Annotated in this window: 20 protein-coding genes; 14 read left to right on the plus strand and 6 right to left on the minus strand. The window is 63.3% G+C overall.

The features are described from left to right. Window positions 1-21: 21 nt before the first annotated feature. The 3 genes from KBC96_01020 to prmA are packed head-to-tail and all read left to right on the plus strand — an operon-like array spanning window position 22 to window position 2507. The gene (locus KBC96_01020) at window positions 22-423 is read left to right on the plus strand and encodes a DNA-directed RNA polymerase subunit omega (protein ID MBP6962966.1); all 402 of its coding nucleotides are present in this window, start codon (window positions 22-24) and stop codon (window positions 421-423) included. Window positions 424-456: 33 nt separating this feature from the next. After that, window positions 457-1602 carry a molecular chaperone DnaJ gene (gene dnaJ, locus KBC96_01025; protein MBP6962967.1) on the plus strand — a complete coding sequence of 382 codons (1146 nt, stop codon included), beginning with the start codon at window positions 457-459 and terminating at the stop codon, window positions 1600-1602. A 38-nt stretch (window positions 1603-1640) separates the two neighbouring features. Then, window positions 1641-2507, plus strand: a complete 867-nt coding sequence (prmA, locus tag KBC96_01030) for a 50S ribosomal protein L11 methyltransferase (GenBank protein MBP6962968.1) — start codon at window positions 1641-1643, stop codon at window positions 2505-2507. Window positions 2508-2509: 2 nt separating this feature from the next. On the opposite strand, the gene thiE is transcribed toward prmA, so the two are convergent. From thiE to glmU, 4 genes are all read right to left on the minus strand, one after another. Beyond that, entirely contained in the window at window positions 2510-3199 is a 690-nt protein-coding gene (gene thiE, locus KBC96_01035) for a thiamine phosphate synthase (protein ID MBP6962969.1), read from the minus strand. A gap of 20 nt (window positions 3200-3219) precedes the next feature. Next, the gene (locus KBC96_01040; protein ID MBP6962970.1) at window positions 3220-3465 is read right to left on the minus strand and encodes a hypothetical protein; all 246 of its coding nucleotides are present in this window, start codon (window positions 3463-3465) and stop codon (window positions 3220-3222) included. Window positions 3466-3589: 124 nt separating this feature from the next. Continuing rightward, window positions 3590-4153, minus strand: a complete 564-nt coding sequence (locus tag KBC96_01045) for an aminoacyl-tRNA hydrolase (protein MBP6962971.1) — start codon at window positions 4151-4153, stop codon at window positions 3590-3592. Next, window positions 4150-5526, minus strand: a complete 1377-nt coding sequence (glmU, locus tag KBC96_01050; protein ID MBP6962972.1) for a bifunctional UDP-N-acetylglucosamine diphosphorylase/glucosamine-1-phosphate N-acetyltransferase GlmU — start codon at window positions 5524-5526, stop codon at window positions 4150-4152. Before glmU ends, KBC96_01045 begins: the two co-directional genes overlap by 4 nt. A 284-nt stretch (window positions 5527-5810) precedes the next feature. Here glmU and KBC96_01055 point away from each other — a divergent pair, with 284 nt between their 5' ends. Further along, entirely contained in the window at window positions 5811-8582 is a 2772-nt protein-coding gene (locus KBC96_01055; GenBank protein ID MBP6962973.1) for a carboxypeptidase regulatory-like domain-containing protein, read from the plus strand. Between the two features lie 488 nt (window positions 8583-9070). Here the strand turns inward: KBC96_01055 and KBC96_01060 are convergent, their stop codons facing one another. Continuing rightward, window positions 9071-9949, minus strand: coding sequence for an amidohydrolase family protein (locus KBC96_01060; GenBank protein ID MBP6962974.1), 879 nt, complete (start codon window positions 9947-9949; stop codon window positions 9071-9073). 177 nt (window positions 9950-10126) lie between these two features. On the opposite strand from KBC96_01060, the gene KBC96_01065 reads away from it, so the two are divergent. After that, window positions 10127-11245 carry a hypothetical protein gene (locus KBC96_01065; GenBank protein MBP6962975.1) on the plus strand — a complete coding sequence of 373 codons (1119 nt, stop codon included), beginning with the start codon at window positions 10127-10129 and terminating at the stop codon, window positions 11243-11245. Here the strand turns inward: KBC96_01065 and KBC96_01070 are convergent. Continuing rightward, on the minus strand, window positions 11240-11923 hold the full coding sequence (locus KBC96_01070) for a tRNA 2-thiocytidine(32) synthetase TtcA (GenBank protein MBP6962976.1): 684 nt from the start codon (window positions 11921-11923) through the stop codon (window positions 11240-11242). The two genes, KBC96_01065 and KBC96_01070, sit on opposite strands and share 6 nt — an antisense overlap. A 133-nt stretch (window positions 11924-12056) precedes the next feature. On the opposite strand from KBC96_01070, the gene KBC96_01075 reads away from it, so the two are divergent. The 9 genes from KBC96_01075 (at window position 12057) to KBC96_01115 (ending at window position 20597) form a co-directional block, all read left to right on the plus strand. Further along, the gene (locus KBC96_01075) at window positions 12057-12422 is read left to right on the plus strand and encodes a YwbE family protein (GenBank protein ID MBP6962977.1); all 366 of its coding nucleotides are present in this window, start codon (window positions 12057-12059) and stop codon (window positions 12420-12422) included. A 219-nt stretch (window positions 12423-12641) separates the two neighbouring features. Then, complete coding sequence (locus KBC96_01080) at window positions 12642-13340, plus strand: creatininase family protein (protein ID MBP6962978.1); 699 nt, start codon at window positions 12642-12644, stop codon at window positions 13338-13340. Beyond that, the gene (locus KBC96_01085; GenBank protein ID MBP6962979.1) at window positions 13333-13770 is read left to right on the plus strand and encodes an HIT family protein; all 438 of its coding nucleotides are present in this window, start codon (window positions 13333-13335) and stop codon (window positions 13768-13770) included. Before KBC96_01080 ends, KBC96_01085 begins: the two co-directional genes overlap by 8 nt. A 92-nt stretch (window positions 13771-13862) precedes the next feature. Beyond that, window positions 13863-14675 (plus strand): hypothetical protein, encoded by an 813-nt coding sequence (locus tag KBC96_01090; GenBank protein ID MBP6962980.1) that lies wholly within the window; start codon window positions 13863-13865, stop codon window positions 14673-14675. Window positions 14676-14779: 104 nt separating this feature from the next. Beyond that, window positions 14780-15562 (plus strand): phosphoribosylformimino-5-aminoimidazole carboxamide ribotide isomerase, encoded by a 783-nt coding sequence (hisA, locus tag KBC96_01095; GenBank protein ID MBP6962981.1) that lies wholly within the window; start codon window positions 14780-14782, stop codon window positions 15560-15562. 178 nt (window positions 15563-15740) lie between these two features. Then, entirely contained in the window at window positions 15741-17132 is a 1392-nt protein-coding gene (locus tag KBC96_01100) for a TolC family protein (GenBank protein ID MBP6962982.1), read from the plus strand. Further along, window positions 17129-18529 carry an efflux RND transporter periplasmic adaptor subunit gene (locus KBC96_01105; protein MBP6962983.1) on the plus strand — a complete coding sequence of 467 codons (1401 nt, stop codon included), beginning with the start codon at window positions 17129-17131 and terminating at the stop codon, window positions 18527-18529. Before KBC96_01100 ends, KBC96_01105 begins: the two co-directional genes overlap by 4 nt. Window positions 18530-18537: 8 nt before the next feature. Continuing rightward, a complete protein-coding gene (locus KBC96_01110; protein MBP6962984.1) occupies window positions 18538-19842 on the plus strand; it encodes an ABC transporter permease in 1305 nt (434 codons plus the stop codon). 41 nt (window positions 19843-19883) lie between these two features. Beyond that, window positions 19884-20597 (plus strand): ABC transporter ATP-binding protein, encoded by a 714-nt coding sequence (locus KBC96_01115; protein ID MBP6962985.1) that lies wholly within the window; start codon window positions 19884-19886, stop codon window positions 20595-20597. The last annotated feature ends 72 nt before the right edge of the window (window positions 20598-20669 follow it).

A 20669-nucleotide genomic window follows, 5' to 3' on the forward strand; every position in this document is an offset into this window, starting at 1 on the left:
CAATACGAAAGGCGGTCTTAGATGGTGGACTCTTCGTCAGATGCGGTTCAGAGCAAGGTGTACAGCAGGTATTCGATGGTCATTGCGGTGGCAAAGCGGGCCAGGGAACTAAGGGAGGGGGCGTCGCCGCTCGTCGAGTGTGATTCGCGCAACCCGATTGTCATCGCCATGGAGGAAATCGCGGCGGGGAAGGTTACCCTGAGGTACCCGACGGCCGAGGAACTCGAGGCTGCCGTTCGGGAGCGGGCCGGTGAGCCTCCGGTCGCAAAGCCGCAGGCGCCGTCCGTGTCAGATCTGCTCAAGATCGAGCCAGAGGACGAGGAGGAGTCGGTCGAGGGTCTGCTCATCGAGGAGTTGGAGGAAGAGGACGAGGAGGAAACGGAGGCATCGGACGAGTCGGAGGATGCTCCCGAAAAGGAGTAGCCTGTAGGCGCACGCTCCGCGAGGTAAGATCGGATGGCTGTGAAACGAGATTATTACGACGTGCTCGGGCTCAGCAGGGGCGCTTCCGCGGATGAGGTGAAGAAGGCTTACCGCCGCCTCGCGCGACAGCATCACCCCGACGTCAACCCCGACAACTGCGAGGCGGAGAACCTCTTCAAGGAGATCAACGAGGCCTACGAAGTGTTGAGCGATCCGGAGAAGCGGGGCGTGTACGACCGCTTCGGCCACGACGGGCTGAACACGAACGGCCGCTATCCCGGCGGCGGCTTCGGCTTCGAGACGGGCTTTGGAGACCTCGGCGGTTTCGGTGACATCTTCGATATGTTCTTCGGCGGCGGGACGCGGGCCGAGACTCGCCGCCGGAGCGCGGGTGAGCCCGGCTCGGACCTTCGCTACGACATCGAGCTCACGCTGGAGGAGGTCGCCGCGGGAGTCGAGAAGACCGTGCGCCTGTCGAGGCACGAGCGATGCGAGGCCTGCGAAGGGTCCGGCGTCGCGGGCGGGGGAGATCCCCCGCTCTGCGCTCACTGCCAGGGAACGGGCCACGTGCGGCACAGCCAGCAGACCATCCTCGGCTCGATATCGTCCCTCGTCACCTGCCCGGTGTGCCGCGGGCGCGGCTTCATGATAACCGATCCGTGCCGCGAATGCGGCGGTGAGGGCAGATCGCGAAAGACGACGGATCAGACTATTCGCATTCCTGCCGGCATCGAGGACGGTTCGCGGGTCAGGTTGCGCGGCGAAGGGGAAGCGGGACTGCGGGGCGGCCCATCCGGCGACCTCTATGTCATTGTCCACGTGCGTCCTCACGAGTTTTTCGAGCGGCGGGGCGACGACCTCGTCATGGAGGCCCGCATGAACTTCGTCCAAGCTGCGCTCGGCGACCGCATCGAGGTGCCGACGATCGGCGGCGTCAGCGAAAAGCTCCACATCCCCCACGGCACCCAGCCGGGCGACTCCTTCCGGCTCGACGGCAAGGGTTTGCCGAACGTGCAGAACGGCCGTCGCGGCGATCAGCACGTCGTAGTTCGCGTGGAAGTGCCGAAACGCCTCACCGCCGAGCAGAAGAAGATTCTTGCGGAGTATGCCAGTGCGAGCGGCATCGAGATCAGCCCGGACGGCGGCAAGGGCTTCATAGACAAGCTGCTCGGCAAGTAGCGGTCGCAGTTCCGACTTGAGTTCCCCCGGAGGCATCCATGCGTTGGGCCGATATTGAAGTAGTGACTACGCCGCAGGCGCAGGACGCGGTGTCGAACATAATGATGGAGAACGGGTGCGGGGGAGTCACCGTCCGGGGCGAGTCCTCCGTCGTCGTTTCGTGTTACCTGCCGGTTGACCACCAGTTGGAACAGCGCCTGCTTATGATCCGCGCCCGAGTGAAGGCGCTCCCTGGTTTCGGCCTCGATGTTGGGGAGGGAGAGATCACCGTCAAATACGCCGAGGACGAGGACTGGGCCGAGGCGTGGAAGGCCTTCTACCACGCTACTAAGCCGGGCCGGCAGATCGTCATCAGGCCGCCGTGGGAGGAGTACGCGCCTCAGCATGGGGAGCAGGTCATCGTTCTCGAACCGGGGATGGCTTTCGGGACGGGCCTGCACCCTACGACGCGCCTCTGCCTCATCGCGCTCGAGAAGTACATGAAGCCGCGCTACCGCGTGGTGGATTTCGGGACGGGGTCGGGGATACTCGCCATCGCGGCGGCGATGCTAGGGGCGGGCCTGGTGATCGCCTTCGACGTGGACGAGACAGCGGTCAGGGTCGCTCGGGAGAACGTCGTCGCCAACAGGGCCGACGACCGCGTGGAAGTCCACCAGACAGCCGACCTCCGCTTCGTCGGCCAGTCCGTTGATCTTATGACGGCCAACCTCGTCGCCCAGACGATAATCGAGAATGCCTCCGTGATGGCGGGGGTCTTCCGAACAGGCGGCGTCCTGATCGCATCCGGGATCATCGAGGAGCGGCTTGTGGAAGTCGAGCAGGCGCTCAGGAACAACGGCTTCGACATCGCCGAGACGCCCTCAGAAGGTGAGTGGCGCGCCGTGATAGCCCGACGGAGGGGGTAGCCTCAGCGGGCCGCCTCCCACGCCTTCGCGAGAGCCCGCGTCGCACCGGCCATGTCCTCCGCGCAGACGACCGCCGATATGACCGCCGCCGAATCCGCGCCCGCGCGCCTGACCTCCGCGATGTTTGACAGGCCGATCCCCCCGATCGCCACGATAGGCAGCCGGCACTCGCGCCGTATCTCCTCCAGCAGATCGAGGCCCGTGACGGGGTCGGCGTCCCGTTTCGTCGCCGTGGAGAAGACCGGCCCGACGCCCAGGTGGTCGGCCCCATCGCGCTTCGCCTCGATCGCCTGCTCCAAGGTGGAGGCCGACACTCCCAGCAGGCGGTCCGGCCAGCGTCGTCTCGCCTCCGAGGCCGGGATGTCGCTCTGGCCGACGTGCAGGCCGTCCGCATCCGAGGCCAGCGCGACTTCGATGCGGTCGTTCACGATGAAGATCGCTCCTGCGTCTTCAGTGATCCGGCGGATCTCCCGCGCGACGGGGATCAGGTCTGCGTCGGATGCCTCCTTGTCCCGCAACTGGATCACCCGAGATCCGCCCTTCACGGCCGACAGGGCGATCTCGACGTGGGTGCGGTCTGGTCTGAGCCGGGCATCGGTAATGACGTATACGCCTCTCATCTCGTTGGCTGAGTGCACGTGTCCGCCTCCTGGTGCGAAAAAGGGCGCAGCAGGTTCGCTGCGCCCTTCCATCGGTATCCTGCGATTTCACTTCAGCGCGTCGGGGAAATCGCCTGCGTCCCGACGTGCTCCCTCGGCTGATGAGCTTGTGCGTCGGATGCGCCTCGGGATACCGGGCTGATCGCCCGGCCCCGCATCAGGCCGCCTCCTGCGATCGTCTCGATCGGGCCGTGCTGAAGGAAATACATCACCAGCCCTACCGCCATGCACAACACCACCAACACGACGAGCAGGGCTACCGCCGGACTGATCTCGGCTTGGGCTCGAGCTTTCTCCACGGGGTCACCTCCTGGATGCTCACCCGCATCATCCTTGAACTGCCGGTCGATGCAGGCGGTCGCGCCTTCCATCAGAAGCAGGCTCCCAAAACTGAAGCGAATATATCACGGCGCTATGGCGTTGTCAAGCGTCCGCGTTGAACGTGTTCATCGTCGGTTCCGGGCCGTCGCGGAGGTAAGTCTCGACTGCGTCCGCCGCCCGCTCGACCATCTCCCGCACCGCCGGCATCTCCGCCCGCTTGAAACGGCTGAGCACGTGCTCGATCGCCTCCCTTCGGTCGGGAGACCCGATCCCTAGTCTGATCCGGGGAAACTCCTCGCTTCCCAGGCTGTGGATGATTGACTTCATTCCGTTGTGACCGCCCGAAGATCCCCTCGCCCGAATCCTCAGCTTTCCCAGCGGGAGGTTCATGTCGTCGTAAACGACCAGAATGTCCTCGGGCGCAACCCGATGCCTCCGCGCGAGGCCGCCGACCGCCTCGCCGCTCAGGTTCATGAACGTCATCGGCCGCGCGAGGACGATGTCCTCCTCCCCGATCCGACCCTCGCCGACGACCGCCCGGCTCCTCCGCGCCTTGACATGGATGAGATGCCTCTTCGCGAGCAGTTCGATCACCTCGAAGCCGACGTTGTGTCGGGTGCCGTGGTACTGCCTCCCGGGATTGCCCAGCCCGACGATCAGCTTCACTTCGAACCCTCGCGCCGGCGCTTCGCCCAGCCTTCCTTGACCGACTGCCGTTCCCTCGCGATCGCAAGCGAGTCCGGCGGGACGTCCTCCGTGATCGTCGAACCCGCGCCGACGTATGCCCCGTCGCCGATCTCTACCGGGGCAATCAGAGTCGAGTTCGAACCGATGAACGCTCCTCTGCCGATGACGGTCCGATGCTTCGCCTTCCCGTCGTAGTTGCAGGTGATCGTTCCTGCGCCGATGTTTGCGCCCTCGCCGACGGACGCATCGCCCACGTAGCTCAAATGGGCCATTGAGACGCCGTCGCCGATCTCGGAGTTCTTCGCCTCGACGAAGTCGCCCATGACGACCTTCGCGCCGATCCTGCACCCGGGCCGGACGTTCGCGAACGGGCCGATGCGCGTCCCGTCGCCCACGGCGCTGTCTACGAGGTTCGACATCAGCACGGCCACCCCGTCGCCGATCTCGACGTTCACCATTCGAGTAGACGGCCCGATCACGCAACCTTCGCCGATCCTGCAGCCCTTCTCCAGCACGCTCATCGGGTAGATCACGGTGTCGCGCCCGACGACTACGTCCGCGTCGGCGTAGGTCGAGCAGGGATCGATAAGAGTCACACCGTCGAGCATCAGCTTCTCGAGGATGCGCCGCCGGATGATGCCCGTCAGGTGGGCCAGGTCAACGCGGTGGTTGATGCCGAGCACGATGTCTTCGTCATCTGAGACGAGCGCCGCGACCCTGTGGCCGCTCTTCACCATCAGGCTGATGACGTCGGTGAGGTAGTACTCGCCCTGCGCGTTCGCCGGGGTGATCTCCGCAAGGTACTTCCGAAGAAGGTGCAGCTTGAAGCAGTAGATGCCGGAGTTCATCTCACGGACCGTCTTCTGCTCGGGGGTGCAGTCCTTCGCCTCGATGATCGCCTGCACGGAGCCGTCGGACGCCCGGATGATCCGCCCGTAGTGGCCCGCATCCTCGAGGACGGCCGTGAGCACCGTCGCGTCCGCTTCGCTCGAAACGTGGCCCTCCGCCAGGCGCTTCAGGATCTCCGCGCTCAGCAGTGGCGTATCGCCCGTGGCCACGATCACGTTGCCTTCGGTCGCCTCGATCTCGATCAGCGCTTCCTTGCACGCATGACCCGTGCCGAGCTGCTGCTCCTGGACGGCGTACCGAACGTCCGCTCCCAGGCCCTCGCGGACTTCCCCCGCGCCGTGGCCGATGACGACCACGCACTCGGTGACTCCGCTCTCCTTGCAGGCGTCAATCACCCATCGGGTCATCGGCTTGCCGCAGATGGGGTGGAGGGCCTTCGGAAGCGACGACTTCATGCGCGTGCCCTTCCCGGCGGCGAGGATGATCCCTATCATATCCGGCATCTCCCACTCCTACTCATACTCGTAATCGTACTCGTACTCGTACTCGCACCGGGCGAAGCACTATCGGCCAGACCCGACAGCTTGCGGCATCTCGATCGGCCAGTGCTGCGCCCCTGAAGGTGCATTGCCTCTACCTTCTGCGTCCGCGAGCTCGATTCCTGCGGTCGGCCGTGCGGTGGACACTCCAGGTATTATTACCGATTGTCAGGCCGAAGCTCATGTGATACGCTGGAGCATAGGCTAATGTGGAGAAACGTGTCTTCAAGCACTGCAAGGAGTAGCACATGCAAGTTCATCTGCGCCGTCTCGCAATCGCGGCACTCATGACGCTGATCGGCTCGCGCGCGATGCCCGCCGAGAGCCCGTACATCTACGGCATCCACGATCACGAACCCGCGCCGACCGAGTGGCTCAGCCACGTCAAGCAGGGCAGCGTCACCGGCGGATGGCTGACCGCCACCGTCGCGGTCGGGCACAATCCAGGCGACATGGGCGGCGTCAACTTCACGACGTTCTCCAACCAGGGCCACACCGTCGTCTGCCGCATCAATAACGGGTACAGCGACGTCGGCACCATCCCGCTGCCCGCCTACTATGCCGATTTCGCCCAGCGGTGCGCGAACTTCGTGCAGAACTCCTCCGGCTGCAGCATCTGGGTCATCGGCAATGAGACGAACCTCGCATCCGAGTGGCCTCCCTCCGGCGGTAACAAGCCCTACGTCTCCCCCCAGGACTACGCGAGCTGCTTTCGGATGGTCTACAATGCCATCAAGGCGGTTCGTCCGAACGATAAGGTCGTTCCCCAGGCGCTCGCCCCATTTGGCGGTCCCTACGGCCCGGGCGTCTTCGATCAGTGGACGCACGATGGATGCCCGCTCAACTGGGTGGACTACATGAACCAGATGCTCACCGCCATCAAGTCCACCGGCAGCCTGGATGGGATCGCGCTTCATATCAACTCCAGAGGCTACACGTACAGCGACATCCACAGCACTTGGAGGGTCAACGCGGGCGGCGACGAGCTGTATTTCAGCTTCTACGTCTACAAGGACTGGATTGACTACGGCATCCCGAGCGACCTCTACCACCTTCCGCTCTATGCCACCGAGTGCAACGGCGTCTACTACTGGAAGGGCGGGCATCCGGAGAACCCCGCGAGCCACTACGAGCCCGGCTGGATGCAGGAGGTCTTCGCCGAGATCAATCGGTACAACCAGACCGCCGTTTCGACCGGGAAACCGATCTTCCGGTGCGTCAATATGTACCGATGGTGCAACGGATGCGACGGCTGGAACATCGACGGGAGCAGCAACCCCTACAAGTCGCAGATACTCTCCGACCTCGACGCGGCGGTGGCGCAGGCCTACCGGTGGCCCGTGCCGCCCCAGTTGCCCGGCTCCATAAGCGGATATGTGCGTGACCGGGGTGGGCAGATCATGGCCAACGCTCTGGTGACGACCAGTCCCGGCGGCTACTCCGCCGTCACGAACGGCAGCGGCTACTACCAGATCCAGAACGTCACGCCCGGCACCTACACGATGACCGCCTCGAAGATCGCCTACTGCTACCAGACCGTCTTCGGCGTCACCGTCCCGTCGAACGGCAACGTCACGCAGGACTTTGCGATCACCCGCATCGGCGACAACCTGCTGACGAACGGCAACTTCGAGGGCGGATTCCAGGCAAGCGGCGTCGCGATCGGCTGGAAGTCGTGGACCTCTGGCTGGAGCAACCCGATCACCTTCGCCGACTCGACCAGCCCCGTCCATGCCGGGAGCCATGCTCAGAAGTGGGGCAGGGCGGACAGCCTGCGCGTCCACGGCGGAATCTGCCAGTCCGCGGGCGGAGTGACTCCCGGCAGGCAGTACGCCGTGAGCGGGTGGATCCGTTTCCAGGCAACCGATCCCGGCGCTTGGGCGGAGGTCGGATATGATCTGACCGGCCAGACCTCGAACGGCGAGGCGGCCTCGGTCGTATACACCAAGCTCGAGGGCGGCGGGCAGAACACTTGGCTCCCGTACAGCATTACCGTCACCGCCACCGGTCAGAGCATCTCGATCTTCTTCAAGTTCGGCCAGTACAACCAGGGCGGCGCCGGTCCGAGTTGGGCCTACGCGGACGACGCCTCGATCAGCGAGGTGCCCACTCCGCCGGTGATGGTCTCAGTGACCGATGACGGCTCGTATCAGACGAGCGCGACCAGCATACGCGGCTCGTGGAGCGCATCCGATCCGGAGTCCGGCGTCATCGGCTACCAGTATGCGATCAGCTCGACTCCGGACGAGTCGGGCATCGTCTCGGGTGGACAATGGGTGCTCGTCGGAACTGCGACTCAGGCGACCAGGAGCCTGACGCTTACCGTCGGGCAGGTCTACTACATTCTGGCGAAGGCGCGGAACCCGAACAACCAGTGGAGCGCGGTCATGGCGTCCGACGGCATCCGCGTCGTCCAGGGCGCGCTCACTCTCCCCGCGGCGAAGAAGCTCCAGGACGGCAAGTGGGTCGAGATCGCGAACCTCGTCTGCGCCCGCGCGCCGGTCTCGGACATCATGGCCGTCCGCCAGTCGGACAACGTGATCGGCATCAAAGTCACGAAGGGCGCCGGCACGATCCCGACCGGCCTCGTTCCCGGCACCAGGCTCACGATTGCCGGACGACTCGCCACCTTCGCGGATACCCGCGAACTGACCGATGTGATCTTGACCAACACGGGCAGCGCGACTGCACCCGAGCCTCCGCTCCTCATCGGCAGATGCATCGGCGGCGGCGATTTCTTCTACACCGCCGGACCGCCGGTCGCGGGACAGAAGGGGAGCCCGTGGGGGATCGGCGCGAACAACGTCGGCCTGGTCGTGACGGTGATCGGGAAGGTATCCGCGCACGGGACCGGCACGTTCTTCCTCGACGACGGCTCGGCGATCCCCGGCGGCCTGCCGGTATCCTGCCTGACCGGAATCACCCGCCCGGACGTCGGCCGAATCGTCAAGGTCACCGCCCTGGTGGAGGCATCCGGCCTCCTCGTCCTCAGCCAGTCGGACATTGTGCCGCTGCAGTGAGGGCCCGGACCGTCATGCTGAGCTTAATTCAGCATCCACGCGGGCGATAGACCCTGAAACGAGTTCAGGGTGACGCTCTCACTGTGACGCGACGCGCGTCATGCTGAACTTGATTCAGCACCCGCGCAAGGGTGTGCCCTCGGCCCTCTCGCTGAGTCTCTTCGCCTCCTGAACAACGTCCGCCAAATCTTCCGCCATATGTGTTTGGCGGAATGGCGGAAGGTCCGCCGAATGAACGTTTGCAGAAACGTTTGCACTATACATTCTGCAACTGTGCAAACGTTCCGAGCGTGGATTGGACAACCGCAGAAATGCATTTCACGGAAGGCAACGTTTGCACGTCCGCTTTGGTGGACGGACGTGCGTAAACGAGCCCATGAGCCTTGGCGAAATGGCGAACATCCGTGGGAGGCGCGATCACGCGCAACACTCGATCGGCCGGGAGACGATGAGCGCGTCGGTCTCTTCCCTGATTCCTCGGCCAGCGCCTACAGTCCCAACCCCAGCAGACGGTTCGCGTTCTGCCAGGTGATCTTCTCGTAGGCGGCGCGGGAGATCCTGCCCTCAGCCACCATCCGCCGGAGGAAGTCGGGCTGAGGAAGCTCCTGGCCCGGACGGCAGATGTCCGTCCCGAAGAGCAGCTTGTTCTGGAACTCCTCCATGAACGCATAGCCGAACTCCGGGTCGCGGCTGACGGCGTTGAACCCGCTGCCGGCGGACATGTCGCCGTACATGTTCGGGTATCTGCGCAGAAGCTCGGGCACGCGTCCGGGAGTCACCGGGCCCTTCGGATATCCGCCCCAGTTCTCGTCCGTCACGTCGGCGCTGATGTGCGACCAGAACGGCTGGGAGTGGCCGAGGAAGATCAGGTCGGGGAACTTCTGGAGAGCGCCCTCGAGCTTCGGGAGGCCCAGTTCATCAATGAGCCCGTAACACCCGCCGGACCGTGGCGCGATGTGGAAGATCAGCGGCAGGCCCGACTTCTCGACGTGGCTGAACAGGTTCTCCACTCGTGGGTCGTCCCACGGCAGGTTGGCGGTCACCTCGCCGATCCCCTTGCAGCCCTCGGACTTGTAGTATTCCAATAACGGCGTGAAGTCGGCGGCGGGCGAGTTCGTCAGCGCCCTCGGGTCTATGTTGCAGAACGGGATGAACCGGTCGGGATGCATCGCCGTGGCGTCGAGGATGTCGTCGGTCGTCATCTGATGGATTATGTGCTCGGGGCTGATGAGCGGGAGAAGGACGGCCATGTCTATCCCGGCCTCGTCGAGCATCGAGATGAGTTCCTCGACGGTGGCGTTGATGCCTCCGTCCGGTCTGGCGGCTCTCTTCCGCAGGGTGACGTGGGTGTGAATGTCTATGAACATGTGATCGGCCTCCATTCGTGCTTGCTGTTCTTGTTCGACGAGAGATCGGCAAGACCTCTGAGGAGGTCAAACGGGGGGCGCGGGATAAGGGGGTTTTGGAGAGGTGTTGGGCATATGTCCTGTCGGTCCCATCCGTCCCATACAACGTTGGTCAGTTGGCAGGCGAGGGAGATACAGATGAACGAGCGGGAACGGTTTCTGGCGGTAATGGAGTATCAGCCGAAGGACAAGGTGCCGAACCATGAACTCGGCATATGGCCGCAGACGATCGCGAGGTGGGATGCCGAGGGCGCGCCTCACGAGGGCGGCCGCTTCGACTGGTGGCAGGGGCCGGGCCCGTTCGACCTCGACCGGCGCGAGTTCATCCCGGTGAACTTCGACATGATCCCCTTCTACGAGCCGCAGCTCATCGAGCGGACCGAGCGGTACGAGACGATCGTGGACGAGAGAGGTCGAACGCGCCTGGGGCTCATCGAGGGCACGGTCGGCGGCGGCCGGATGTGCATGGACACCTACCTCGATTTCCCAGTGAAGAACCTCGCCGACTTCCGCAAGATGCAGAAGCGCTTCGAGGCGAATCTGGATGCCAGGTATCCGCAGGACTGGAAGGCGAACGTCCCCGGATGGAAGAACCGCGAGCACGTTCTCATCCTCGCCCGGAACTGCAATGCCGCCGGGTTCTACTGGCGGGCGCGCGAGTGGGTCGGCACCGAGAACCTCTCCTACATGTGGTACGATGATCCCCTGCTCTGCCACGAGATGATGGAGTTCTACGCTGATTTCACCATCGAGGTTGCCAGGCCGATCCTCGCGGAGACGGACATAGACTACTTCAACCTCAACGAGGATTTCGCCGGGAAGGGCACTCCGCTCATCGGGCCGGGGACGTTCAAGGAGTTCATCTCGAAGCCGCTCAGGCGCCTGGTCGAGTTCCTCAAGTCGCACGGCGTCAGGTACGTCGCACTCGACAGCGACGGCACGACGGACGCGCTGATCCCGGCGATGATGGACGCGGGGATCGACGTCCACTGGCCGCTGGAGCGGGCTTCGGGGATGGACCCGGTTCGCGTGCGGAAGGAGTACGGGCGCGACCTGCGTCTCTGGGGCGGCGTTGACAAGCGCGAGATCGCGAAGGGACCGGCGGCGATCGACGCGCACCTCAGGGAACTCCTCCCGCTCATCGAGGAAGGCGGATACATCCCGACCGTGGACCACACCGTCCCGCCGGACATCTCCTGGGACAACTTCTGCTACTACATGGACGCGAAGAAGCGGCTGCTGGAGGGGAAGCTATAGAGAGTGAGATCGGAGCGCCGCGCGGACGAGGTTGTGTTTCACCTTTCGGCACTCCCTCTGCATCTCGGCGAGCAGTTCCTTCATGCGTTCGCGCTGGGTGTGCTCCCCTCGGGGACAAGGAGGGGGTGGGGCGGGGAACTCGTGCTCGGCGGCGAACCTCTTCAACTCGCCCTCGGGAACGTACATCAGCGGGCGGATCAGCTTCAACTCACCTTCGAAGTAGTCCCTCATCGGCTCCATCGTCTCGTTCCGCCCCTGGAAGATCAGGTTGAGCAGCGCCGTCTGCGCCATGTCGTCGAGGTGATGCCCGAACGCCACGCGGTTGCATCCGAGGTCCTTCGCCATCTCGAATAGCGTCCGGCGTCGGTTCCAGGTACACCGCTCGCACGACATCGGAAGCTCCTCATACTCCGCGACGAACGACGGGCGGATGAGGTGCTCGACCCCTCGACTCCTCAGCCATTCCTCGAACTGCGGGTACGGAGGCATCTCGGGACCTCGTGCGTCTCCGACGACATGTACCGCCATGACCGAGTACCTCTCCGGCACGAACCGCTGACGGTAGCGCAGAACCTCCAGAAGGCTGAAGCTGTCCTTCCCGCCGGAGAGCGCGACCGCCACCCGATCGCCGTCCTCGATCATGCCGAACTCATAGACCGCCCTGTTGACTTTCTTCATCAGGAGGCCCGCCAGCCGGTTACATCTCGTCTCATCGCGCACCATGGGGATATTCTACCATACTGCGAAAGGAACCGCGGAGCCACAGAGGGCACGCTGGGAAGATCGGAGAATGGTGCATGGGGGGAAGATGATGCCTGTACCGAACAGAATCGAGATCGCGCCGGGGAAGCGCGTGCGGATCGTCGAGAAGCAGAACCAGCCGACCGGGGCGCTGACAGAGGGAGTGGTTGCGCGGATACTGACCAAGAGCCCGAATCATCCCCACGGCATCAAGGTGATGCTCGAGGACGGCCGCGTCGGTCGCGTGCAGGAGTTGCTGCAGCGTGATCTGTGTCCCGCGGACGGTTGCCAGAAAAGGCCCCGACTCGTGCAGCTCGGGGCCCGACAGTGTGACTTGCGTGCAGACTGGCAAACGCGCGTCCGCGGAGCGGGTCAGAGGCCTAGAGCGCGCCCTTCGCCGCCTTCTTCTCCTGCTTCTCCTTGCGCTTCTCCTTGAGATCCTTCTTCGGTTGCGACTTGTTTTCTTTCTTCGGTGACTTGTCACCCATGGCAGAGACCTCCTCGCGAATAATGCGGAACGATCTTTCCTGCAGACAGCATACCCCGTTCGGCCGACCGAGTCAACCCCTCGTGAACCTATACCCGACGAAGGGAACACCGGGTGCGGCGCGGAATCGGGAGATGACAGCAGGATTTCGAGTAGGAGTATGAGTCTATGAGATACGAGTTCACCAAACCCGAAGAATACCGCGCGATCAAGGCGACCGTCCCGATTGCCTACCTCCCCTGGGGCGCTCACGAATGGCACGGGCTGCACAACCCGCTCGGCCTCGACACGCTCAAGGCCCACGGGCTCTGCATGGCCCTCTGTGCCGAGACCGGCGGGATCGTCTTCCCGCAGATATACTGCGGCACCCAGACGATGAAGCCCCACGCAGGGTTCGACGCAACCCTCGACTTCACCCCGGAGTGCGTCCGGCTGCTGGCACAGGAGTACCTCGCCCAGCTCCTCGACGAGGGGTTCAAGGTCATCGTCATCCTGATGGGCCACTACGGCGCCGAGCACCAGAAGGTCCTGAAGGACGTCGCCGCCGGGTTCAATGACAGTCAGAAAGCGTGCGTCTGCTGGGCGTTCCCCGACTACGAGATGACGCTGCCCGACGGCATCAAGGGCGACCACGCCGGCGCGACCGAGACCTCGTACATGATGCTCTTCCACCCGGAGTCGGTCGATCTCAGCCGCCTCGATCAGGAAGGCGAACTCGACATGAAGGTCCAGGGCATCGGCGGCGAGGACCCGCGCATCCATGCCTCGGCCGCCCACGGTCTTCACGGCGTGCAGGCGATGGTCAAGAACGGCGCCCCGAAGATCCTCGAGATGCTGGCGAAGATGGCGGAGGCAGACAATGGATAGTGAGTGGCTGGACAAGATCGAAGGCACGAACTGCCCGCTGTGCAAGAACCCGTCCCACGGCTGCGAGATGGTGCTGGATGGGAGCGTGACTCGTGCATATCTTCAGCCGAGCGCGACCTTTCGGGGATACTGCGTCCTCGTTCTGAAGAGGCATGCCGTGGAGTTGGACGATCTGACTTCCGAGGAGCGGGCGGCGCTCATCGAAGACATCGCGAGGGTAGGGCACGCTATCCGGGCGGTCTGCAATCCGGCCAAGCTCAACTACGAGATTCTGGGCAACATAGTGCCGCACGTGCACGCCCATATAATCCCCCGCTACGCCGACGATCCTGGCTGGGGTTGGCCTGCCTGGGACATGCTTCCCGACAAGGCGCACTTGTCCTCTGCGGAATATGCCGCTCTTGCGACGGCGCTTCGCGGGAGGCTCTGAGAATCGCCGCTTCGCAAGATAGCATCTTCCCAGATCTCCTCGAATGCGCTAATATATGCTCGGATCCCCCGATCCCGGAGAGGAAGACGATAGTGAACAAGCGAGCGTTGGTGATCATTCTGTTGTTGCTGGCGGCGGTGGTTGGATTCGCTGCCGTCACGTTGATGTCGAAGAAACCCGCGCCGCCTCATCAGGCCGTCGAGCCGGAGGTGTCTTCGGTCGAACAGCCGCCCGCCGGGGAGCCGGCGGTGGAAGGCAAGCCCGAGGCCGACCGGCGGAAGCAGCCCGCGGACGAGAAGCTCGAGAAGCCGGCCGATAAGAGGGCCGAGAAGCCTGCCGCCGATGCGAGGAAGCCGGCTGACAAGAAGCAGACTGCTAAGGCCGTCGGGCCGAAGCGCCCGGAAGCCCCCAGGCGGATGGCGTCCATGCAGTTGATGCGGGTGGCGATGGGCATCGGCATGCTGGAGATGAGCGGCAAGAACGCCCTCACGCCCGAGCAGGCCAAAAAGGTGCTTGCGATCCTGACGCCGCTCAGGTCGAAGCCCAAGCTGCCCGAGGTCGAGGCAGAGAAGGCTCTGAATACCTTGACGAAGGTGCTCACAGCCGACCAGCTCGAGGCGATGACCCCGAGGAGACCTCAGTCCGGTTCGGGCGACCGTCCTGCCCAGCGCCCACCGGACGGCCTACAGGTCCCGCGCCCGCCCCGGGACGGCATGCAGGCTCCGAGACCCCCTCAGGGTGATCGCCCGACCGGCACAAACGAGCGGCGAGTGCCCGACCGCAACATGTTCCAGGACTTCAATCCGTTCTACACAAAGGCTTCCGGGGACGATCCCCGCGCGGAGCGGTGGCACAGTCGGATGAACGAGTTCTTCGCCGCCTTGGAGAAGAAGGCGAAGTCCTAGGGCCTGGCTCGCAAGCGGAGCTGCTCGTCCATCGGACTACCTAAGGAACACATGGGGCGCGTGCCGACAATAGAGGTAGCTCCGCTATACTAGAAAGGACCGACATGAGATTCAGGCCCTGCATTGACCTTCACAACGGAGTGGTCAAACAGATCGTCGGCGGCACCCTGACCGACGACGGCGAAAAGCTCGTCACCAACTTCAGATCTCCGTTCCGAGCCGGCTATTATGCCCTCAAGTTTAGAGAGGACAACCTGACCGGCGGACACATCATAATACTCGACTCCGACCCCCTGAATGCCGCCGCGGCGGTGGACGCCTTCGAGGCATGGCCGAATGCATTTCAGCTCGGCGGCGGGATGAATCCGGAGAACGCGTCCGGATGGCTCGACAGGGGGGCGTCGGCGATCATCGTCACTTCCTACGTATTCCGCGACGGTCATGTGAACATGGACAACCTCGCGAGGATGGCGCAGTCCGTAGGCAGGGACAAGCTCGTACTCGATCTGAGCTGCCGAAAGCGCGACGGCCGCTACTACATCGTCACCAACCGTTGGCAGAAGTTCACCGACGTCGAGATCACCGAGGCGAACCTCGACATGCTGTCGAGACACTGTTTCGAGTTCCTGGTCCACGCTGCGGACATCGAGGGCCTGGCGAGTGGGATTGACACGGATCTCGTGAAGAAGCTCGGCGGATGGGACGGCATCGCGATCACCTACGCGGGCGGCATCCGCAGCATGGAGGACGTTCTCCTCATCAAGGACCTCTCCGGCGGCCGGCTCGACTTCACCGTTGGCAGCGCCCTCGACCTCTACGGGGGCAAGGGCATCAAGTACGCCGATCTCGTGGCGTTCAACAGCTCCGACGAGCGGATAGCCGTCTAGTCTGCGCATCCGGCTCCGGAGGCGGCCCTCCTGGCCGGATGCTTCACCACTCTCGTTCTCCCATTGCCTTTCTTCCGCGACTTGTGATAACCTTTACATGAGTAGCCTGCGTCTAAGGTACGGATACCTTGCGGCGTTCGGTTCACGTTCGCGTCTCCACCGGAAAGGCAATCTGGCAGTGCGCTTCTTCATAATACTGGCGGTTGTGGCGTCGGCGCTTGCGGCCGGCGCGGCTTGCGCTCAGGAGTCACCTCTCTCCACTCTATCGCTGAGGGATGCGGTCTCTACGGCCTTGGGAGACAATCCGAGCCTCAGGCAGGCCCAGGAGGGCTATCTCTCGGCGGAGTCGCGGCTCAGGGTCGCCGGCCTCGAGACCACCTACGGTCTTGGTGGACGGACGCGCTTCGAGGACTCGCCGACCGATTCGGGCGTATCCGGGAGTATCTTCGGCAGCCTCGAATACGAGAATCTGCTCGGCACGAGCGCGTCTGTCGAGTTCTCTCCGCTGGGCATCGGCGGCGAGCGCGGGTCCATCGGGCTCTCGATTCGCCATCCGCTTCTCAGCGGAAGCGGCCGCCTCTCCTCCAAGTCCGACCTCTTGCTCGGGGCGCGGAGTTCAGTTGCCATTCAGAGTAAGGAGCTCTATCGCTCCCGCCAGGCGACGGTGGTAGCGGTCGTGGAGGCGTACTACCAGGCCGTACTTGCCCAGGAGCGCATCAAGGTTCAGGAAGCGGCGGTAAAGATCGCCGAGGAGGCGCTGTACGGAGCGCGCAGGCGCGAGGAGGCCCGACTCGTGACCGGCATCGAAGTCTCCCGGGCCGAAACCAATCTTGCCCAGACAAGGGACACGCTGAACCTTCAGCATCAGTCCGCCAAGGGCGCTCTGGACCGGTTGATGCTGGCAATCGGAGTCGGCATCGGTTGCACTCCTGAGTTGACCGACAGGCTCCCTGAGGCCATGAGCGACCTCCCCGATCTCAACACCGCAATCAAGGCCGCGCTGGGCAATCGGGCTGAGCTCACGGTCTACGATCAGCGTCTTGTGGACCAGGAGCGGCGGCTGGCCATCGCCAGCGACGAACTCCGATCCAGGCTGGACGCGGTCATGGGCTACCAGTCCCGGACTGCTGCTTCCGGTCTGGCTTCTCCTTCCATGTTTGACTCCGGGTCGCTCATAGCCGGGGTGGAGTTCACCTTCCCGCTCGACAAGCGAATCGGCCTGGAATCACGCGATACCGCTTCGCGCGAGCTCGATCTCCTGAAGGAACTGCGCGACTACAGGGCCGACCAGGTCGTGGAGGAAGTCCGGCGGGCGTATCGTTCTCTGCAGTCGGCGGAAGCTTCTCTGAACATATACAGCCAGAACCTCGAGGCGGCGCAGACCCAGCTTCATCTTGCCCAGCGCATGGTGGAGGAGGGTGAGGGGTCGAACCGCGAAGTGCTGGATGCCCAGAATGCTCTGACGCGCGTCGAGAGCGGAGTGCTCTCTGCCCGGGCCGACCTCTATCTCGCCGGGCTCGATCTCCTGTACGCCATGGGCGAAGACCTGACTACGGTGGTAATGAAATGAAACGACATGTAAAGACTTGGGTGCCTCGGATACTGGTAGTAGTGGCATTGGTCCTCGCGACTCGGACGTGGGGCGTGCCGATCTACAGGCAGTATTTCACCCCCAAGAAGACCGAGGTCTACATTCCCACCAGCAAGGTGAAAGAGGGCAGGTTCGTTGTCAGTTTTCACGAGATCGGCGCCTTGGACGCCGAGCGCTCGGTGGCGGTGAACTCCGAGATCAACGGCAAGATCATCACCCTTATTCGCGAAGGCGTGGTTGTAAAGGCGGGCGATGAACTGGCGGTGCTCGACACCAGCGAGTTGGAGCGCGACGTGCGTAATCAGACTCTGGAGTACGAGAACAGGGAAGCGGACGTGGATCGGGCGAGAGCGGAGTTCGAGCTTCTTCAGGAGTCGAACAGGACGGATAGGGACCAGGCTGAGGCTCAACTGGAGTTCGACAAGAACGAACTGAAACTTGCCGAGCAGGAACTCGAGAAGAAGAAGCGCCTCGCCGATGAAAAGCTGATCCCCGGCGCGCAGGTTGACCAGGCCGAGGGTGTCGTCAGATCCAAGACTCTGGCCGTGCAGAAAGGTGAGGCGCTGCTCAAGCTGAAGGTCAAGGAGATCGAGTCCAAAGAGAGCCAGAAGCAGGCGGAGATTCGCAACATGGACTTCCGGGCCAGGATGGCGAAGATGGCCCTCGACCGCGAGAGCGAGCGCATGAGCGGCGCGGTGATTCGTGCTCCGGCGCCCGGGCTCGTGGTGCTGTCGAAGGTGTACGACGGCAGCCGGGGCAGGCGGTCTCTCCAGGAGGGCGACGGCGTGAGCCCCCGCCAGATGCTCTGTCAGCTTCCCGACCTCTCGAGCATGCAGGTCAAGGTCCAGGTCGGAGAGGCGGATGCTCCCAAGGTAACGATCGGCATGCCTGTGCTCATACGGCTGGAGGCGGTCCCGAAGAAGGTCTTCCACGGATCGGTCAAGAGCATATCCAGCCTCGCGACGGAGAGCAATCCCTGGGAAGGCGGCACTCCGGGGAAGAAGAATTTCGAGGTGGTGATCGGAGTCCAGGAGAGGGATCCATCCACCATAAAGCCGGGTATGACCGCTGACGCGGAGTTCATAAGCGACCAGATCCCCAAGGCTGTCTACGTGCCGATCGAATCCGTTGTCGAGCAGGGCGGGAAGACATACGTCTACGTCAAAGAAGGCGGCCGATACACGAGAGTGCCCGTCAATACCGGCAAGAGCAACGACAACCACATCTGCATTACCCAGGGGCTCAAGGCCGGACAGGTGATCGCTCTGCGAGACCCGACCCGCGATCTGGAGCATCAGGAAGCGGGCAGCAAAGCGCCCGGCGCGGACAAGAACACCAAGAAATCTGCGCCGCCGATCCCCGGCGCGAGCGAGTAGGGGGCTGCATGGGAATCCTCGATGCGATACGAACGGGGTTGTCCGAACTGCTCTCCCACAAGATGCGTTCGATGCTGACGATGCTCGGCGTCATCTTCGGAGTCGCGGCCGTCATCGCGATGGTCTCCATCGGCGAGGGTGCGAAACAGGAAGCTCTCTCGCAGATTCGCCTCATGGGCATTGACGTCGTGCACATCAAGCGTGCACTTACCAGCGGGGAACTCCTGGAGAAGGCTCAGGAGCGCTCCCCCTACGGACTGAAGTTCTCCGACAGCGAGAGTATCCGCCAGGTGTGCGACTATGCCAAACGGGTAGTTCCCCTGCGCGAGATATTCGCCGACGTGCGTGTCGGCGATACCCCAGTCTCCGTCAAAGTGGTCGGCACGATTCCCGGCTATGAGTTGCTGACGCGATCGAAGGTGGAACTCGGCCGCTTCCTCAACGAGCGGGACGTGAGCGACAACCGCGCGGTCTGCGTCCTCGGCGCGGCCGCCAAGAGAGAGCTTTTCGGATTCTCGGAGGCTCGCGGCCAGACTCTCAAGATCGGGCAGGAACTGTTCCGGGTCATCGGGGTCATGGCGGCCAAGGAGATCGGTTCGGCTAAGGCGCTCTCCGCCCTGCGCGACCTGAACTCGGATGTCTACATACCGATCACCATCTCGCTCTCCGATTATCAGGTATCCTCTCAGGAGTCCATTCCTTCCGATTACATCAAGCTCAGGCAGATTGCCTGGCGCCTCAGCAACAGGCCGAGCCTCGACAAAAGCCCGATTACTGAGATCATCGTTCAGGTCGAAAACGAGGCCGCCACCGTGCCGACCGCGTCCGTCATCCGCTCGGTCCTCGACCGCCAGCATCGGGGCATCAGGGACTACGAGATCATCATACCCGCCGAGCTGCTGCGCCAGAGCCAGCAGACGCAGCGGATCTTCAACATAGTCATGGCTGCGATCGCCAGCATCTCCCTGCTCGTCGGCGGGATCGGCATCATGAACATCATGCTGGCGACAGTCACTCAGCGAACGAGGGAGATCGGAGTCAGGCGGTGCGTCGGGGCCACTCGCTGGGATATCATTCGGCAGTTCATGCTGGAAGCGCTGGTCATCACGTGCGCCGGCGGCCTGATCGGGGTGGGGCTGGGAATCGCGGGCGCGCGGGCAATATCGGTCTACGCGAATTGGAGCACCGTTGTCTCAGTCCAGGCGGTCATCGTCGCGTTCGGCGTCTCAGCGGTAGTCGGCATCGTCTTCGGGCTGTACCCTGCGGCGCGCGCCGCCGCCGTTGACCCTATCGAAGCGCTCAGATACTCGTAGGCCGCGGTCAGTCTGCTGCCCGCAGACTCGAAAGGTGTTTCATGTCACTTCTCCTGGTCAAGGATCTGAGGAAAACATACAAGATCGGCAGTATCGAAGTTCCCGCGCTGAACGGAGTCTCGTTCCGTGTGGAGGCCGGGGAGTTCGTGGCCGTCATGGGTCCTTCCGGCTCAGGGAAGTCCACTCTGATGAACCTGATAGGCTGCCTGGACAAACCGTCGGGGGGCACCTATATTCTCGATGGCGAGGATGTCAGCCGATTGAGCGATAACGCTCGCGCGGCGATTCGCAACCGCAAGATCGGGTTCGTTTTCCAGAGTTTCAACCTGCTGCCTCGGATGTCGGCGCTGAAGAATGCCGGCCTGCCGATGATGTATTCCGGCGGGTACAGAGATGTGCAGGCTCCCAGACGAGCGATCGAGGCCGTCGGGCTGCTCAAGCGAATGCATCATACGCCGATGGAACTCTCCGGTGGCGAGCAGCAGCGCGTGGCGATCGCCCGGGCGCTGGTCAACGACCCGCCGTTGATCTTCGGCGACGAGCCGACCGGCAACCTGGACACCGCTACCAGCAACGAGATCATGGCTATATTCCAGCAGCTCAATGAAGCGGGCAAGACCGTTATCATCGTTACCCACGAGCCGGATATCGCGCAGCACTGCAAGCGCATCCTCCGATTCCGCGACGGTCTGCTCGAGTCAGACGAACCGGTCACAGAGCAGGTGATAGCCAAGTCACTCGGCCCGGCCGCCTGACCTGACTCGCTTCCGTCGTATGTGGGAAGGATACCCGCTGTCGGCGTTGAACATGAGAATGAGCGAACACGC

This window comes from Armatimonadota bacterium (assembly GCA_017993055.1).
Taxonomy (GTDB): domain Bacteria; phylum Armatimonadota; class UBA5829; order DTJY01; family DTJY01; genus JAGONM01.

Bases quoted from the DNA above. Each gene is read 5' to 3' on its own strand.
- KBC96_01020 (MBP6962966.1), top strand. From the start codon at position 22: ATGGTGGACTCTTCGTCAGATGCGGTTCAGAGCAAGGTGTACAGCAGG.
- dnaJ (MBP6962967.1), top strand. From the start codon at position 457: ATGGCTGTGAAACGAGATTATTACGACGTGCTCGGGCTCAGCAGGGGC.
- prmA (MBP6962968.1), top strand. From the start codon at position 1,641: ATGCGTTGGGCCGATATTGAAGTAGTGACTACGCCGCAGGCGCAGGAC.
- thiE (MBP6962969.1), bottom strand. From the start codon at position 3,199: ATGGAAGGGCGCAGCGAACCTGCTGCGCCCTTTTTCGCACCAGGAGGC.
- glmU (MBP6962972.1), bottom strand. From the start codon at position 5,526: ATGCCGGATATGATAGGGATCATCCTCGCCGCCGGGAAGGGCACGCGC.
- KBC96_01055 (MBP6962973.1), top strand. From the start codon at position 5,811: ATGCAAGTTCATCTGCGCCGTCTCGCAATCGCGGCACTCATGACGCTG.
- KBC96_01060 (MBP6962974.1), bottom strand. From the start codon at position 9,949: ATGTTCATAGACATTCACACCCACGTCACCCTGCGGAAGAGAGCCGCC.
- KBC96_01065 (MBP6962975.1), top strand. From the start codon at position 10,127: ATGAACGAGCGGGAACGGTTTCTGGCGGTAATGGAGTATCAGCCGAAG.
- KBC96_01070 (MBP6962976.1), bottom strand. From the start codon at position 11,923: ATGAAGAAAGTCAACAGGGCGGTCTATGAGTTCGGCATGATCGAGGAC.
- KBC96_01075 (MBP6962977.1), top strand. From the start codon at position 12,057: ATGCCTGTACCGAACAGAATCGAGATCGCGCCGGGGAAGCGCGTGCGG.
- KBC96_01080 (MBP6962978.1), top strand. From the start codon at position 12,642: ATGAGATACGAGTTCACCAAACCCGAAGAATACCGCGCGATCAAGGCG.
- KBC96_01085 (MBP6962979.1), top strand. From the start codon at position 13,333: ATGGATAGTGAGTGGCTGGACAAGATCGAAGGCACGAACTGCCCGCTG.
- hisA (MBP6962981.1), top strand. From the start codon at position 14,780: ATGAGATTCAGGCCCTGCATTGACCTTCACAACGGAGTGGTCAAACAG.
- KBC96_01105 (MBP6962983.1), top strand. From the start codon at position 17,129: ATGAAACGACATGTAAAGACTTGGGTGCCTCGGATACTGGTAGTAGTG.
- KBC96_01110 (MBP6962984.1), top strand. From the start codon at position 18,538: ATGGGAATCCTCGATGCGATACGAACGGGGTTGTCCGAACTGCTCTCC.
- KBC96_01115 (MBP6962985.1), top strand. From the start codon at position 19,884: ATGTCACTTCTCCTGGTCAAGGATCTGAGGAAAACATACAAGATCGGC.